Here is a 15607-nt window from a genome sequence, read left to right on the forward strand (position 1 = left end):
ATTGCTGGAAGTCTCGGCACGCGGCGTTATTTTTATCGTAATCCAATTACGCATAACGTAATTTGATTGGTATTGACCGTCAAGCTATAAAGACGCCCATTCGTCTCGGGATCACACCGCCTCCATGGAAAAGCCGCGCAGCACCAGCGACAGCAACGGTAAACAGAAAGTCCGCTCGGCCGAGGTCGGCACCGACATTCTCAAGGCCCTGGCGCAGTTGGCACCGTCCACTTCGCTGTCGCGCCTGGCCGAACACGTGCAGATGCCGGCAAGCAAGGTCCACCGCTACCTGCAAGCCTTGATCGCCAGCGGTTTTGCCGAACAGAACAGCACCACCAACCACTACGGACTGGGCCGCGAAGCCCTGCGCGTGGGGCTGGCGGCGTTGAGCAGCATGGATGTACTGAAGGTCGCCGCCCTGCCCCTGGCGGAACTGCGCGACGAACTGAATGAAACCTGCTTCCTCGCGGTCTGGGGCAATCAGGGCGCGACCGTGGTTCATATCGAACCGGCGGTGCGTGCGGTGACGGTGGTGACGCAGCTGGGCTCGGTGCTGCCCTTGCTCAGTTCATCCACCGGCCTGGTGTTTGGCGCCTATTTGCCCAACCGGGAAAGCGTCGACCTGCGCCAGCAGGAACTTCAGGCCGGCAGTCCCCATGCCCTGGCGGACGAGCAGGTGTACGCCGAGGTCTGCGAGCAGATCCGCCATCGCGGCCTGCACCATGTGCATGGGCTGTTGATGCCGGGGGTCGACGCCCTGTCGGCGCCGGTGTTCGACGCCATGGGCAAGATCGCCGCCGTGCTGACGGTGGTCGGGCCGACCTCGCTGTTCCACGCCGACGAAGACGGCCCCGCCGCCCGCCGCCTGCTGGCCGCAAGCCAGGCCGTCAGTTGGCGCATGGGTTATCAACCCTGAACGTCGCCGCTGACTATCGGCAGCGGCTACCGGTGAGGCCATTCAATTCATCAGGCCCAGTGCCTTGGCCTTGGCCACGGCCTGGGTGCGTCGCTCTACCCCGAGTTTGCTGTGGATCCGGCGCGCATGGGTTTTCACGGTGTGCAGGGAGATGAATAGCTGTTCGGCAATCTGCTGGTTGGAGCTGCCGAGGGCGATCAGTTGCAGCACTTCCAGCTCACGCAGGCTCAGAGGATTGTCGCTGGCCAGGGGCTGGTCGGCGTCGGGCAACGGCACTTCGCGGACCAGCAGCATATCCGGCTGACGCAAGCGCAATTCGTGCAGCGCCTGGGGCAGTTGGCAACGGGCGGCCAGGGCCATGCCGGCCTGCAGCGCCTGCCCGGACAACTCAACGTCCCCCAGCAGGTAGGCGGTTTCGGCGAGGGCCAGTTGCAGTTCGGCCTGTAAACCCAGCATGCCCTGCTGTCGGGCCTGCTCCAGCAAACGCTGCAGCGTGGCCAGCGGCGCCTCGGCTTGCCCCAGGTGAACCTGGGCCAGCACCAGCAGGTATTCGATCCGCGGGATCAGTTCGATCGTGGCGGGTGGCGCCTGTACCGCGCCTGCGCCCTGATAGTGGCGCAGCACCCGGCTCAAGGCTTCATGAGCAAGCTCCGGACGCCCTTGCTGCAACCAGAAATGGCTGCTGATCTGCAACAGCACCCCGCGGTACACCGTGTCCGGGATCTGCCGCTGCTGCATCAGCCGCTCGGCGTCGCGCAGCAGGACAAAGGCCTGGGCGTAGTCACCGCGATTCCCCGCCAGCAGCGCTTGCCCGAGAAACCCGTACAACGCCCGCTTGTCCTGGCTGCGCAGGCACTGCTCAAGCCCCGCCTGAAAGTACTCCGCCGCCTGCGGCTCATTGCCCTGGCGCAAGGCCAGGCGCCCGCGACGCAAGGCAATCCGCCCCAAAAGCGGCGTCGCCCGCCGGGTTTGCCGACGCAGCAACTCATCCAGCCGCGCCAGCAGGCTCTCGGCCCTGTGGGGGGCGCCGCGCTGTTCCAGCAGTTGCGCGTGATCCAACTCCAGCAGGCCTTCGAACAGCAGCGAATTCTGCGCCCGCGCCAGGCACAGCGCTTCACGGTTGATTGCCTGGGCCACATCCAGTTCGCCCCTGAGCAGGGCCTGCTGGGTCAGGCCCGACAGGCACAACAGGCGCGCCGGCCAGGCACTGGGCGACAGCTCATCCAGGGCCTGGAGAAAGTGTTCGCGCGCAGGCTCCATGCAACCTTGCAGATGCAACAGGCAGCCGCGCTGCGTTTGCCAGCGGGCGATCAATTGCCGTTGCAGGCTGGCACTGGGTTGCGGGGTGAAACGGGCCATCTGCGCGACACAGGCTTCGGCCTGATCGAAGCGCCCGGCAAACAGCAAAGCGGCCGTCAGCAGCCCGACCAATTGCGGGCTGCCCAGCATCAACTCTTCACCCTGCTGCTCGTACAGGCGCAGCAGCAACACCACGTTCTGCTGTTCGAACAGGTGCTCGAAGCTGAAGTGCTGCAACAGGCTGACGGCGACCTCGTACTCCTGGGCCAGCAGCGCCTGCTCGAACGCCGTCTGCCAGTCCTCCTGCGCGATAAACCACTGGCAGGCGCGCCGGTGCCAGGTACGGCCGGCCGGACAATCCTCATCCTGCATCAGCCGCGCCAGGGGCGGGAACACTTGCAACCAGTCGGCCGAGGCGTCCCAGGGCTCGATAAAGCAACCCAACTCCTGCAGATCACGCAAATACTGCGCGCCCTCGCCGGCGCCGAACAAATGCTCACACAGCGCCGCGTTGAAGCGCGGCAGATGAGCCAGCACCTGCCAGGCTTCGGCCAGCTCGGCCGACAACAGGCTGAACAGCTCGTGCTCCAGGTATTCACGCAGGGTGTTGGGCCGCCCCTGCTTGCAGGGCTGCGCTGCCAACTCGCTGCCTTCGAGCAGGGCAATGCGCACCCCGGCGCACCAACCGGCGCTGCGTTGCAGGATCCGGCTGGCGGTTTGAGCGCACATCGGTTGCGGCAGTTGTTGCAGCAACTGCTCGATATCCGCCTGGCTGAAGGCCAGTTGCGCGCCATCGCACTCGTACAGCTCATCGTCGAGCAGCAGCCGTGGCCAGTTGCACTGGGGCCGGCGCCGGGCCCCCAACCACCAGGTCAGGGCCGGGCTGCTGACCGCCAGCAACCGATCGAGCAACCCGTCGAGGCCGGCGCAGCCAACACGGCAATAGTCATCGATAAACAGCCAGGTCGGGGTTTGCAGACGCGCCAGATACGCCAGCAACGACAGTTCGTCGCGGGCCTGCAGGCCCAGGGCCTCGGCCAACAGGCCGGCAAAATCGGCGGCGCCCTGCTCGGCTCCCGCCATCGGTAACCAGCACACGTGCACCTGGGGCGGCGCCTGCAACAGGCACTCGGCAAGCAGTGCGGTCTTGCCACTGCCGGCCGGGGCACAGAGCAATCTGACCCGCGCCTGAGAGGCCAGCAACGGGCTGCTCAGACGACTGCGACACAGGTGATGGGAGGACAAGCGGGGCATGAGACCAGGACGGTCCAGACGGTGAGTCATGGCGGTCATCGCAACGTGCCTTTTTTATAGTTTTAGCCAGCGTGGCATCACCCTAGCCCTCAACTCCCCACTTGTTGAGAAGTATTCAGCAGGCTGATCAGGGCCCATAAAAAAGGCGACCCAACGGTCGCCTTCTGCCCATCCGGTAACGCCTGGGCGTCAACGCACCCCCGACGCCCGCAGCGCTGCCGGGGTGTAGTCGGCGGCCTTGGCGGCGAAGCCGAATTCGAAGCTGTGCTTCTCTTCGTTCTTCATGCCCAGGGCGATGTAGCGCCCGGCGATGATGTCGTACAGGGTCTCGACCGTGTAGGCCGGCACCTGGTGATCGTAATAGAACTGCGCATGCCCCTCGGCCACCCGCCACAGTTGGCCGCGACCGTCGTAATGGTCGACCAGCGCCACCTGCCAGCTGTCCTCGTCGAGGTACATATGGCGCTTGGCGTAGATATGCCGTTCGTTGGGCTTGACCGTGCCGACCACCTCCCATACCCGGTGCAGCTCATAGCGGGTCAGGTCCTGGTTGATATGCCCGGCCTTGATGATGTCGTCGTACTTGAGGCTTGGCGAATCCAGCTTGTAGCTGTTGTAGGGGATGTACATCTCCTTCTTGCCCACCAGCTTCCAGTCGTAGCGATCCGGCGCGCCGGAGAACATGTCGAAGTTGTCCGAGGTGCGCAGCCCGTCGGAGGCCGTACCCGGCCCGTCATAGGCCACTTGCGGGGCACGCCGCACCCGACGTTGGCCAGCGTTGTAGATCCAGGCCGAGCGCGGTTCCTTGACCTGGTCCAGGGTCTCGTGCACCAGCAGCACGTTACCGGCCAGCCGCGCCGGGGCCGTCACCGACTGCTTGAAGAAGGTCAGCACGTTGGCGCCTTTTTCCGGGTCCAGGTCGGGAATCTGCTGCGGCACTGCCACTTCTTCCTCGAAGCGGATCGGCGTGTAGCTGCCGTTGGTCTGCGGGGTGGCCTGGGTGATGATGCGTTTGAGGTTGCCGCCGTGGTAACGGGTGATGTGGTTCCACAGCACCTCGACGCCGTTCTTGGGAATCGGAAAGGCGTAGTAACGGTTGCCGGTGAAATTGGCCAGGCCGTTGCCCTCATTGATCGTGGTCACATTCAGCGCGCTGCGCTTGGCTGACTCGTAGATATCCGGCGGCAGGCCCACGGTGCGATGGCTCGGGTAGACCGGGATCTTGTAGGTTTCCGGGTAGCGCTTGAACATCGCCACCTGACCGTCCGACAGCTTGTCCTTGTACTTGTCGACCGTGGCCGCAGTGATCACGAACAGCGGTTTTTCATTGGCGAACGGGTCGGCGAGAAAGCCCTTGCTGTCCACCGCCCCGGCGTTTTTCGGGATACCGCCGGTCCAGGCCGGAATCGAGCCGTCGGCATTACCGGCCTTCTCCGCTCCCAGCGGGGTCAGGCTGGTGCCGAGTTTGTCGGCTTCCTGCGGCGTGACGGCCGCCATCACGTTGGCTGCCAGCAGGCTCAAGGCCAGGGCCCCGCATTGCAAAATCATCTTGCGCATAAAGTTGTCCTTCTCATGCTTGATCAGAAGTTCACGCCGAAGCTCAACGCGAGGAAGTCGCGGTCGGTGAGGGTGTTGTAGTCACCGCCAAAAAAATCGGTGTAGCTGAGGCTGGCGGTATAGGTGTTGCGATAATCGGCATCGACCCCGAGGCTGACGGCCTTGGCGCCTTCGTTGAACAGGCCGTTGGGGCCGTAGCCCTTGACGTCGTGGGACCACGACAGGTTGGGCTTGAGGTTGATCCCGGCGATCACGTTGCTGTAATCGAGAATCGCCCGCGCGCGATAACCCCAGGACGTGGCAGTCACGAAACCGTCGGTGTCGCCGTTGAACCCGTACTGGCCGTAGACCGAATCGCGCCCGTAGCGCAGCTTGGTTTTCGACTCCAGGCCGCCGACCCGCACAATGGCGGCCTCACCCACCAGGGTCAGGCGATCGGCGCCTATCACGTTGTCGAAAAACTGGGTCATGCTGCTTTGCAGCTGGGTGATTTCCTTGCGCCGGTAACCGGTGTTGTCGGCACCGAAGGTGGTCTGGATCGGCGATGCCGCACCACCGGCAATCGGGTTGAGCAGGGCCAGGGTCACGTCATTGGTATTGATTTGCACCGGTGCGTTGGGCCGGTAGCTGATTTCCCCGCTCCAGGCGGTGCCGGTGGGCAAGGTGGTGGAGAAGCTCGCGCCGTACAGGCGAATGTCTTCCGGGTACTCCAGGTAATACTGGCCGCGCCCGAGCATCACGCTTTGCACCAGGCCCGCGCCCGCGCCGGGGACCGTGGGCGCGGCGGCGGCGCCGGCGGCACCAATGGCGGCCAGGGTCGTCGGGCTGACATTGGCCGTGGTGGTGCTGACCACCGGGCCCCGCGAGTGATAGTTCATGAAGTACAGGCCGTACTCGGTGTCATCGCCGAGCCAGCGCAGGGCCGCGCCCCATTGCCCGGAGTCACGGGCATCACGGTCGCCGCCACGGGGCAGGATCACCCCCTCACGGGTGACCTGGAAGCCCTGGCCAAACGCAGCCGCCACCGGTTGCAAACCCGCCACCCCCGGGCTGCCGACGGTGTAGCCGGTGGTGCAGCCGTCCGCCACCACATCGTTGCCGAAGAAGGTGCCGCAGTTGTCGACCACGGTCTGGTCCCACTCCAGCTGGTAAAACCCTTCGACCGTCAGCTGGTTGGTCAGGCCCTGGGACGCAAACAGCATATTGACCGGGACCAGCCCTTCCTTGATCTCGGCCCCCGGCCGGCGGAATGCCGAAACGTCCACCGGGTTGATGCTGTTGATCGAGTTGCCGATAAAGGTGCTCTCGCCCCAGCTGACCACCTGCTTGCCGGCGCGCACGGTGCCCGGCAGGTCGGCAATGGAATAGTTGTGGTAGACAAAGGCATCGAGGATCTGCGCCCCGGACGACTTGGCGCCCTCCTTGCGGTTGTGGTCGCTGATGGGCTTGAACTCGCGGTCTTCGTCCTTGAGTTCGAAGTCGTACCAGTACTTGCCGCGCACGAACACGCCGCTGTCGCCGTACTTGAGCTCCAGGTCATGCAGGCCCTTGAAGATTTTCGAGAAGGTCTCGCCCTTCTTGAAGTTCAGGCGTCCGTCATCACCGGTGGACGACTGGGCGGTGCCGCCATTGACGGTCCCCACGTAATCCTTGTCGGCATTGCGCATGCCCCAGCTGGCGCCGACGGACAGCGATGAATCGAAGTGCCCTTCGATCTCGCCGATATTGAACGCGACCGCTTGCGCCTGACCGCAGCAGCCCATGGCCACCGCGACGGCCAGGGCCTGCGGCGTGAAGATGGCGCGCATTGTTGTTTTTGTCATGCGTCTTCCCCGGTGAGTGACAGAAGGCCTCACCCTACTGCCGCCACAGGGGAGCGATAAGCGCACCAAGGAGGTATTCGTATTGTCGCTCGAAAGGATGACAGCACCCACCGCACGGGGCTTTGCACGGCGTATCCACGGGCTGGATGGCGCCCCATCAGGAACATGGATTGCGCCATCACGGGGCGCGGTCGGCCCGTCTGCACCACTGTTGCTCAGGCTGTAACAGTCCTTGTCCTGATTCGCTATTTTTCCCCGCCGAGACACCCCTTACTATGGCCTCGCTCTCAAGGCAAAGCGCCTTCTGAAGCCCCTTCAACGTGTGAGTTCGGCACGTTTGAATCGACAGTTTTCAACGAGTTTGAAGCTCAGTTTCAGACCGTTACCCCGGGTTCACTGACGTTGATTTGTAGCTCCTTGATCTAACGTCTGACTTCGGCCGCTGCTCTTGCAGCGGCCTTTTTTATGCGCGCAATAAAAGGGCGAACACGGGTCGAGTCAAACGGCGTCGTCGCCGTCGTAATGAAACTTGTGCAGCAGACGATGCGCCACCGGGGTCAGCATCAGGCCGATGGCGGCGGCGAAGACGATGTTGGCGTAGAGCCCGTAGCTGGCGAGAAACAGCTTGCCGCCGGGGGTCAGCGGCATGTTGGCGGGGCCAATTCCGCCGAGCATCATGGCGGCGTTGATCAGGGCGTCATGGATCGACATGCCCTCTTCGAAATACAAATGGCCGCCGATGCCCAGGCCAATCGAGAACCCGATCAAGGCCATCACCATCAGGGCGTGAAGCAGCAACCGACGCAAAAACAACAGGCGGGATAACACAGGCTGATCTTTTGACTCGTACATAAACACCACTCCTTGTGCATTCAATGCTCGACGAGCATAGAGACGAATGCCTCAGGAGTACAACCGCCGGCCGGGCACCGCCCCATGGGCGAGGCCGGGCGCGGGCGGCGCGGTGCATCAGATCGCGTACTTTTGCAGATTCTGCATCATCTCCTTCAGCGCCTCGATGTTGTCCTGGGGGTGGGCTGCGCCTTCGAAATCGCAGATCTGCTGCCAGTGGGCCGCCACATCTTCAGGCGAAAAACCGACCCGCGGATCGAAGCCGGCCCCCAGGCTGCGCTCCCAGCGCACCTTGCCGATCCAGCCGCCGCCGACCTCGAACAACCCCGAGGTCTCCTGGCAGTTTTCGCTGGCCAGGTACACCACCAGCGGGCTGACCAGCTCCGGCTTGAGCTGCTCGAAGACTTGCGGCGGAATCAGGCCCTCGGTCATGCGTGTACCGCCAGTGGGCGCGATGGCATTGACCAGGATGTTGTTCTTGCGGCCTTCAATGGCCAGGGTCCGGGTCAGGCCGTAGAGCCCCAGCTTGGCCATGCCGTAGTTGGACTGGCCGAAGTTGCCATAGATGCCCGAGGTGGACGCGGTGAAAATCACCCGCCCGTAAGCCTGCTCGCGCAAATGGGGCCAGGCGGCGCGGGTCACCTTGTAGGCGCCCTCGACGTGCACGCGGTACACCAGGTCCCAGTCGGCGTCCTCCATTTTGTGGAAGGTCTTGTCGCGCAGGATGCCGGCGTTGTTCACCACCACATCGACCCGGCCGAACACATCCAGGGCGTTCTGCACGATCTTGTCGCCATCGGTCACCGAGTCATGGTTGGCTTCGGCAATCCCGCCGGTTTCGCGAATCTGCGCCACGACGCGGTCCGCCGCCGAAGCATTGGCCCCCTCGCCCTGGGCCGAACCGCCGAGGTCGTTGACCAGCACTTTCGCCCCGTGCCTGGCGAACAGCAGCGCATGGGCCTGGCCCAGGCCGCCGCCGGCCCCGGTGACGATCACGACTTTATCTTCGAAGCGCACAGACTCACTCATACCGAACTCCAGCAGGACCCATGGACAATGGGCACGAGTGTCCGGCAGCCAGGCGGTGCCCACAACAAACCCGGCCAGGGCTGAATGGTGGGCAATAAGGCTGGGGGATGATTGGCCGAAATACCCCAGGCGCCAGGCCCGGGGCACCAGGGTTCAGGAACAGGCAAACTGGCGCGGCGGCAGCACCAGGTTCTCGCGAAAGGCCAGGTAGTGCTTGAGCACCTGCACCGGGGCCTCGGTCTGCGGGTAATGGCCGATCTCGGGCAGCAGCACGGTGTCCGGGTCGGGAATCAGTCGACGATAGAGCTCCAGCATGTGCGCCCCGGAGACCGGATCGAAGCCGCCGTCAATCAGCCGCAGGGGCACTTCACCGCGCTGCATGGCCCTGACCCAGCGGTCGCGCTGCACCCGCCGCTCGGGGATGTAGCCGATCAGCTTGTGCAGGATCCGGGGCCCCTGATTGCTTTGCACCAGGCTCCAGAAATCATCCAGGGCGCTTTCGCTGGGCCACGTGTGCGGCCCGAAAATCTGGGTCAAGCTCTTGACCAGCGCATCGCGACTGAACGCCCGGCCGATCATCCAGCCCACGGGGCTGAGCAGCAGCTTCTGCATCAGCACCGGGCGATGGGTTTCGGGAAACAGGCCGCCGTTGAGGAACACGCAACTGGCGATATTGGCCCGGGTTTCGTAGTGCCGGGCCAGCAGCTCCTGGGCTACGCTGTCGCCGTAGTCGTGGGCCAGCAGGTGCACCGGCGCCGTGATCTTCAGGTGTTGCAACAGCGCCAGCTGCAGGTCGGCCTGTTCCAGCAGGCTGTATTCATGGTCCAGCGGCTTGTCCGAGTCGCCAAAACCCAGCATGTCGCAGGCGATCACCCGATAGCGTTGGGCCAGGGGTTGCCACAGGTAATGCCAATCCCAGCTGGCCGTAGGAAACCCGTGGATCAAAAGCAGCGGCTCTCCCTGGCCTGCCGTCCAGTAACGAATGGTCTGACCGCGAAACACGAAGCTATGCCCGCGTTTGCGCCAGACGCACAGAGGGATCTCGGCCAGTGGCATTAGAGTTTGTAACCCGGGTCTTGTTTATCGAGTTTGCGCAGCAGCGCCGGCCAGGCCAGCAGGCCGCCCATGCCCTGAGCGCTTTTGGTGACCCCGGCGATCATCGCCTTGGCCCCCGCGAGAATCTGCGGCTCGATGGCAATCAGCTCCGCGCCGCCGTTCTGCGCCAGCACCTGGATATCGCAGGCGCGCTGGAAGGTGAACATCATCAGGAAGGTGTCGGCGATGGTGCCGCCACAGGTCAGCAGGCCGTGGTTATGCAGCATCAGAAAGTTGTTTTCGCCCAGGTCCGCCTGCAACCGCGCCTTCTCCTCAGGGTTCAGCGCCACCCCTTCATAGGCGTGATAGGCCAGGCTCGACAACACAAACAGCGACTGCTGGCTGATGGGCAGTACGCCCTGCTTCTGCGCCGAGACCGCGACGCCCGCCGCGGTGTGGGTGTGCAGCACACACACCACGTCGTGACGCACTTCGTGCACCGCGCTGTGGATGGTGTAACCGGCCGGGTTGATCTCGTAGGGGCTGTCCATCAGCTTGTTGCCGGCCTGATCGACCTTCACCAGGCTGGAGGCGGTGATCTCGTGAAACATCAAGCCGAAGGGGTTGATCAGGAAATCTTCGGTGCCGGGCACCTTGGCTGAAATGTGGGTGAAGATCAGGTCATCCCAACCATGCATCGCCACCAGCCGATAGCAGGCAGCCAGGTCGACGCGGGTCTGCCATTCGGCGGCGCTGACCTGGTCTTTCACACTCTGGGACGTTTGAACGGTGGCTAGACTCACGGCAAGCTCCTCGATGGGATGTTCTTATTATTGTGTGAACGTGGAAGCAGTCTAGTCAGGCACCCGGCTTCAGGTAGTTGCATTGGCAGCCAGCTTACTGGCCGAGCGAGTCAGTGTTCGTTTTGGTACCAATCGGTACAAATCGGCGTCAAAGCAACGACGCCAATAAGGGTGCGGCGAACAGGTTGAGCAAGCCGGTCAGGACCATCACCAGCCCCGCCACAGAGCCTTCCTCGCCCCCTACCTCATGGGCCCGGCTGACACCGGCGCCATGGGCACCGACGCCAAACAATGCGCCACGGGCCAGGGCGCTGCGCAGGGGTAACCAGCGCAGCAGCACACCCCCGAGCATCGCCCCGAACACCCCGGTGAACATCACGAACACCGCCGTCAGTTCCGGCACCCCACCCAGGTCCCGGGCCAGGGGCATGGCAAAGGGCGTGGTGATCGAACGCGGCACCAGCGACAGGGTCACCGAACTGTCCAGGGCCAGGGCATGGGCCAGGCCGTAAGAGCTGGCAATCGAGGCCGCGCTGCCCGCCAGCATGCCCAGCAGTAGTGCCGACCAGTGGCGTATCAACAGCTGCCGCTGCTGCCAGATCGGCACGGCGAACGCCACCGTCACCGGTCCCAGCACCAGCATCAGCCAATGGGTGTTGGCGGAATACTCGGCATAAGCGGTGTGCAACGGCACGGCGATCGCCAGCAACAACACCGGCACCAGGATTAGCGGCGACAACAGGTAGCGCCCGGTGCGCTTGTACAGCCAGCGACTGAACAGGTAGGCGCCCAGGGTCAGCGCCAGCCAGAACATCGGCATCAGCTCAAGCTTCATGGCGCATCCTCCAACGGCACACCCACTCGACGGTAAAGGCCGTGACCAACATCACCATCAAGGTGCTGACCGCGATCACCAGCAGGATCCGCCAGCCGTCATCGCGCAGCAGGCCGCCATAGTCGAGCAGGCTCATCAGTGCCGGAATGAAAAACAGCAGCATCTCGGCCATCAGTAGGCCAGCGCCCAGTTGCAGCGCCGCCGGCTTGACCCAGCCCAGGGCAAAGCACAGCAGCAACAAGGCCAGGCCGATGACGCCACCGGGTATCGGCCACGCCAGCCACAGGGCCAACTGGCAGCCCAGCAGATAAATACCCAGCAATACCGCCAATTCGCCGAGCAGGCGCCCCAGGTGTTTCAACAGTGCAGCGTTCATGGAATTCGGTCCTCGCAGGCCTGTATTTTAGGCAAGCACCTGCCATCACCGAAGCGAATTGTTAGACTGGAAGCCATTCCAATATGGAATCAATACCATGGACTTCAAACAACTGCGCAGCTTCGTCGAAGTGATTCATCAGGGTGGCTTCACCCAGGCCGCCAAGACCTTGCACATCAGCCAATCGGCGGTCAGCAAGCAGATCGCCCAGCTGGAACAGAGCCTGGGCACGCCGCTGCTGGATCGTCTCGGCTCCCATATCCACCTGACGGCGGCCGGCACCGTGGTGCTGCAACGGGCCGAAGGCATGCTGCGCCTGCGCAACGAGTTGCTCAGCGAACTGGATGACTTGAGCCAGCTGGCACGGGGCGAATTGCGCCTGGGCTTGCCGCTGCTGGGCAGCGATGCGCTGTTCGCCAGCCTGTTTGCCGAATACCGGCGGCGCTACCCGAACATCAACGTGCAGTTGCTCGAAGGCGGCAGCCTGAACATCGAGCAGGCCGTGCTCAATGGAGAACTGGAGATCGGCGGCAGCCTCACGCCCAAGGACCCGCTGTTTGCCTATCAGCCGTTCTGCGACGAACCGCTGGACGCGCTGCTGCCGGCCGATCACCCACTGGCGATGAATGCCCAGGTACGCCTGGAAGAGTTGGCCGATACGCCGTTTCTGCTCTATCAGCGCAGCTTCGTGCTTAACGACCGCCTGCTGCAGGCCTGCCAGCAAGTGGGCTTTACCCCGCGCGAAGGGGGGCGCAGCGGCCAGGCCGACTTTCTCGCTGCACTGGTGGTGGCCGGCCAGGGCGTGGTGTTGCTGCCCAGCGTCGTGGCCCGTGGCCTGGTGCGCCCGGGCCTGGTGCGCCTGACGTTGCAGGCGCCCGACTATCTACGCTGGGACATCGCCTTTATCTGGCGTCAGGGGGCGTACCTGTCCAAGGCCGCCCAGGCCTGGCTGGCGCTGCTGCGCGAGCGCTCGGTCAACCGCGCAGTACGTTGACCAGCTCGGCCAGCCAGGGCTCGGCGTCGGTTTCCGGGGTCACGCTTTCGCTGGCGTCCAGGCGCAGCATCTCCAGCACTTCGCGCACCCCAAGCTCGGCGAACAGCTCACGCAGTTGTTCCCCGCCGCCGCAATAGGTATCGCCGTAGCAGGCGTCGCCCAGGCCGATCACCGCGCCGGGCAGACCACGCCAGGCGGCCGGCAATTGATCACGGATCGCCGAATACAAAGGTTGCAGGTTGTCCGGCAACTCGCCCATGCCGGTGGTCGAAGTCACGGCAAGAAATGCCTCGGGCGCGAAGGCCTGGACGTCCGCCAGGGTCGCACGCGGGTTGTGCCAGGCCTCGAAACCTGCGGCGTTGAGCAGCTTGGCGGCGTGCCGGGCGACTTCTTCAGCGGTGCCGTACACCGAGCCGGAAAGGATGGCGACTTTCATCAATCTGATCCTGTAACTGAGTAAAAGCCTGGGATATTACCAGCTGAACGGTACAATCCGATCCTTTAGCACTCATGGCCAGTGGACAGCTTGCCGGCATGTCTTAGAATGCCGGCACTGCCGATAAATGCGGACACCTGTAATGATCAACGCCCACCTGCTGCAACTGGTGATCAACGCCTCCAATGACGGGATTGTGGTCGCCGAACAGGAAGGCGAAGACAACATCGTTATTTACGTCAACCCGGCGTTCGAGAAGCTGACCGGCTACAGCGCCGATGAAGTGCTGTATCAGGACTGCCGCTTCCTGCAGTCCGGAGACCGTGACCAGCCCGGGCTGGAGGCGATCCGCCAAGCCCTGGGCCAGGGCCGGCCATGTCGCCAGGTGCTGCGCAACTACCGCAAGGACGGCAGCCATTTCTGGAATGAGCTGTCGATTACCCCGGTGTTCAATGAACACGATCAACTGACCTATTTCATTGGCGTGCAGAAAGATGTGACGGTGCAGGTCAAGGCGCAACAACGCCTGGCCCAGGTCGAAGGCCAGTTGGCTGAAGTCCAGGCTGAGCTGGCGGCGTTGAAAGCGACGAATGGCACCAACGGGCTGAAGATTTAATGTTCTTATTCATCGAATCCGCAGTGATTTCGTAACCTTTCCCTTCCGAGCAGCATCATGCAGCGTGACGCCCTCCTGACCCAGGATGAACTGGACTTCATTCAGACCATGCAGCACAACCCGCAACTCAACACGCGGGATGCGACGTCCAGCCTGCTGGTCAATGGCGGAGCACAGATCCGCGACCTGCTCACGCACCTGGCAGCCAATGAACAGGTGACGATCCAGGCCCATTTCGACAACCAGCAAATGACCTTCCCCCTGCAATTGGTGGAGGATGAATTTCATGCGCTGCATTTGCGTCTGGGCGTGCCCAGCATCTTTGAAGACGGGCCCATGGTCCGGCCGTGGCGCCTGAACCTGGAGCAGCCGGTGGCGCTGCAGAATGTGCGCGGCCAGCCCGGCGCGCTCTGGGTGCGTGAGGTTTCGTTCAAGGGTGTGTTGCTGGAAGTGCGCGGTCGCAGCAAGCCGCCTCGGCAGTTTGCCTTGTGGTTCAGCCCCTCAGGCTATGAACGCATCGCCCTGCGCGGCACCTTCGAACGCCAGACCGCCAAGGGCTGCTATGCCTATCGCCTGAACCAGTCCGACAAGGATCAGACCGAGCGCCTGCGCCAATACATCCTGCAACAGCACCGCCTGACCCACCCCGACCTGCATATTTGAACCCGTCGCGGGCGCCTCAGGTGTCCAGCTTGCCGCCGAGAAACTGCCGCAAGCGCTGCGGCATCAAGCGTCCGTCATTGCCCAGGCAGCCCACCGCCGACGCCTGCAGGCTTTCCTGGGCCAGCTCTGCGGTATCACCCGCCAGCAGCACCGGGCAATTGAGGGTCATGGCCAGGCGGACCAGGCGGCGTGGCAACTCGGTGGTCGGCGCCCGGCTGGAGAACAGCACCAGCGCCGCCGGTTGGATTTTTTCACAGACCAGGGTCAACTCGTCGAAGGGCACGCCCAGGCCCAACACGCTGACGCCAATCTCGTCGTTGCCCAGTATCAGCGCCGCCACCAGCAACTCCAGCTCGTGGCAGTGCTCGCCGAGGGCCGTCAACAGCACCCGACGCGTCTGGCTGCCGCGTTGCAGCAGCAGGCGCTGGGTCATGCGCGAACGCAGAAACCCATCCAGAAACAGCCACTCGCTGGTGTGGCCGAAGGGCTCCTGATGCTGTAACAGCTGCTTCCAGAACGGCATCAGGATGTCCTGGAACACCACCGGCAGCGCATAACTGGAAAAAATCTGCCCATAAAGCCGCTCCAACTGGGCCTCGTCAAAAGCGCTCACCGCTACTTTCAGCTGGCTGCACCACTGCTTGTACTCGCCGGCCAGGCTGGTGTCCGCCAACACGCTGGGCAGGGACTGGGCAGCCTGGGTCTTGGCCAGGATCTTGCCGACCTTGCTCACCGCGACCCCGCGTTCGATCCAACTGAGGATTTCACGCACTGTCTCGACATCGGCCGTGGAATACAGGCGGTGCCCACTTTCGGTGCGTGTCGGCTGGATCAGGCCATAGCGCCGCTCCCATGCCCGCAAGGTGACCGGGTTGATACCGGTACGCCGCGAGACTTCACGAATCGGAAACAGGTCCTCCTGCGCGACTGCGCTGGCGGGCTGGTGAGCACGGGCAAGTTCAGTAGTAACGGGCATCTGGGCAGAAACACCGATCAACAAAGTGGCGGCCATTCTACTCCCCCTGAGTGCTTGCGCCTCAATAAACAGAAAATCGACCGCTGACGCTGGCGTATTTGACGCAATCAGGAATAATCCTTGCTTGTTTTTGTGAAGAGCCA

General features: G+C 63.3%; 15 protein-coding genes. 4 read left to right on the forward strand and 11 right to left on the reverse strand.

The features are described from left to right. Positions 1-124 precede the first annotated feature (124 nt). Positions 125-916: an IclR family transcriptional regulator gene (locus AC19YX_RS20870; RefSeq protein WP_201129498.1), complete on the forward strand. Its 792-nt coding sequence runs from the start codon at positions 125-127 to the stop codon at positions 914-916. 42 nt (positions 917-958) lie between these two features. Here AC19YX_RS20870 and AC19YX_RS20875 read toward each other — a convergent pair whose 3' ends face one another. From AC19YX_RS20875 to AC19YX_RS20915, 9 genes are all read right to left on the reverse strand, one after another. Then, entirely contained in the window at positions 959-3508 is a 2550-nt protein-coding gene (locus tag AC19YX_RS20875; protein WP_500606907.1) for a LuxR C-terminal-related transcriptional regulator, read from the reverse strand. 150 nt (positions 3509-3658) lie between these two features. Further along, the gene (locus AC19YX_RS20880; protein ID WP_201129494.1) at positions 3659-5026 is read right to left on the reverse strand and encodes a DUF1329 domain-containing protein; all 1368 of its coding nucleotides are present in this window, start codon (positions 5024-5026) and stop codon (positions 3659-3661) included. A gap of 23 nt (positions 5027-5049) precedes the next feature. Beyond that, positions 5050-6849 carry a DUF1302 domain-containing protein gene (locus tag AC19YX_RS20885; protein ID WP_201129492.1) on the reverse strand — a complete coding sequence of 600 codons (1800 nt, stop codon included), beginning with the start codon at positions 6847-6849 and terminating at the stop codon, positions 5050-5052. Between the two features lie 498 nt (positions 6850-7347). Beyond that, on the reverse strand, positions 7348-7701 hold the full coding sequence (locus AC19YX_RS20890; RefSeq protein WP_421548030.1) for a hypothetical protein: 354 nt from the start codon (positions 7699-7701) through the stop codon (positions 7348-7350). Between the two features lie 117 nt (positions 7702-7818). Next, positions 7819-8730 carry an SDR family oxidoreductase gene (locus AC19YX_RS20895; protein ID WP_500606908.1) on the reverse strand — a complete coding sequence of 304 codons (912 nt, stop codon included), beginning with the start codon at positions 8728-8730 and terminating at the stop codon, positions 7819-7821. 153 nt (positions 8731-8883) lie between these two features. Further along, positions 8884-9786, reverse strand: a complete 903-nt coding sequence (locus AC19YX_RS20900; RefSeq protein ID WP_078469869.1) for an alpha/beta fold hydrolase — start codon at positions 9784-9786, stop codon at positions 8884-8886. After that, positions 9786-10568, reverse strand: coding sequence for a class II aldolase/adducin family protein (locus tag AC19YX_RS20905; RefSeq protein WP_500606909.1), 783 nt, complete (start codon positions 10566-10568; stop codon positions 9786-9788). Before AC19YX_RS20905 ends, AC19YX_RS20900 begins: the two co-directional genes overlap by 1 nt. 148 nt (positions 10569-10716) lie before the next feature. Continuing rightward, positions 10717-11403, reverse strand: coding sequence for an LrgB family protein (locus tag AC19YX_RS20910; protein ID WP_078469867.1), 687 nt, complete (start codon positions 11401-11403; stop codon positions 10717-10719). Beyond that, on the reverse strand, positions 11393-11779 hold the full coding sequence (locus AC19YX_RS20915) for a CidA/LrgA family protein (protein ID WP_078469866.1): 387 nt from the start codon (positions 11777-11779) through the stop codon (positions 11393-11395). The genes AC19YX_RS20910 and AC19YX_RS20915 overlap by 11 nt, the downstream gene beginning before the upstream one ends. Before the next feature lie 97 nt (positions 11780-11876). On the opposite strand from AC19YX_RS20915, the gene AC19YX_RS20920 reads away from it, so the two are divergent. Further along, entirely contained in the window at positions 11877-12773 is an 897-nt protein-coding gene (locus tag AC19YX_RS20920; RefSeq protein ID WP_201129490.1) for a LysR family transcriptional regulator, read from the forward strand. On the opposite strand, the gene AC19YX_RS20925 is transcribed toward AC19YX_RS20920, so the two are convergent. Continuing rightward, positions 12754-13209, reverse strand: coding sequence for a flavodoxin (locus tag AC19YX_RS20925; protein WP_078469864.1), 456 nt, complete (start codon positions 13207-13209; stop codon positions 12754-12756). The two genes, AC19YX_RS20920 and AC19YX_RS20925, sit on opposite strands and share 20 nt — an antisense overlap. A 142-nt stretch (positions 13210-13351) precedes the next feature. Between AC19YX_RS20925 and AC19YX_RS20930 the strand changes: the two genes are divergently transcribed. Together AC19YX_RS20930 and AC19YX_RS20935 are read left to right on the forward strand one after the other, a co-directional pair. Then, positions 13352-13825 carry a PAS domain-containing protein gene (locus tag AC19YX_RS20930; protein ID WP_078469863.1) on the forward strand — a complete coding sequence of 158 codons (474 nt, stop codon included), beginning with the start codon at positions 13352-13354 and terminating at the stop codon, positions 13823-13825. Between the two features lie 57 nt (positions 13826-13882). Beyond that, complete coding sequence (locus AC19YX_RS20935) at positions 13883-14488, forward strand: hypothetical protein (protein ID WP_078469862.1); 606 nt, start codon at positions 13883-13885, stop codon at positions 14486-14488. A gap of 16 nt (positions 14489-14504) precedes the next feature. On the opposite strand, the gene AC19YX_RS20940 is transcribed toward AC19YX_RS20935, so the two are convergent. Further along, complete coding sequence (locus AC19YX_RS20940; RefSeq protein ID WP_201132105.1) at positions 14505-15464, reverse strand: MerR family transcriptional regulator; 960 nt, start codon at positions 15462-15464, stop codon at positions 14505-14507. Positions 15465-15607 lie beyond the last annotated feature (143 nt).

This window comes from Pseudomonas sp. MF09150 (genome assembly GCF_059862355.1).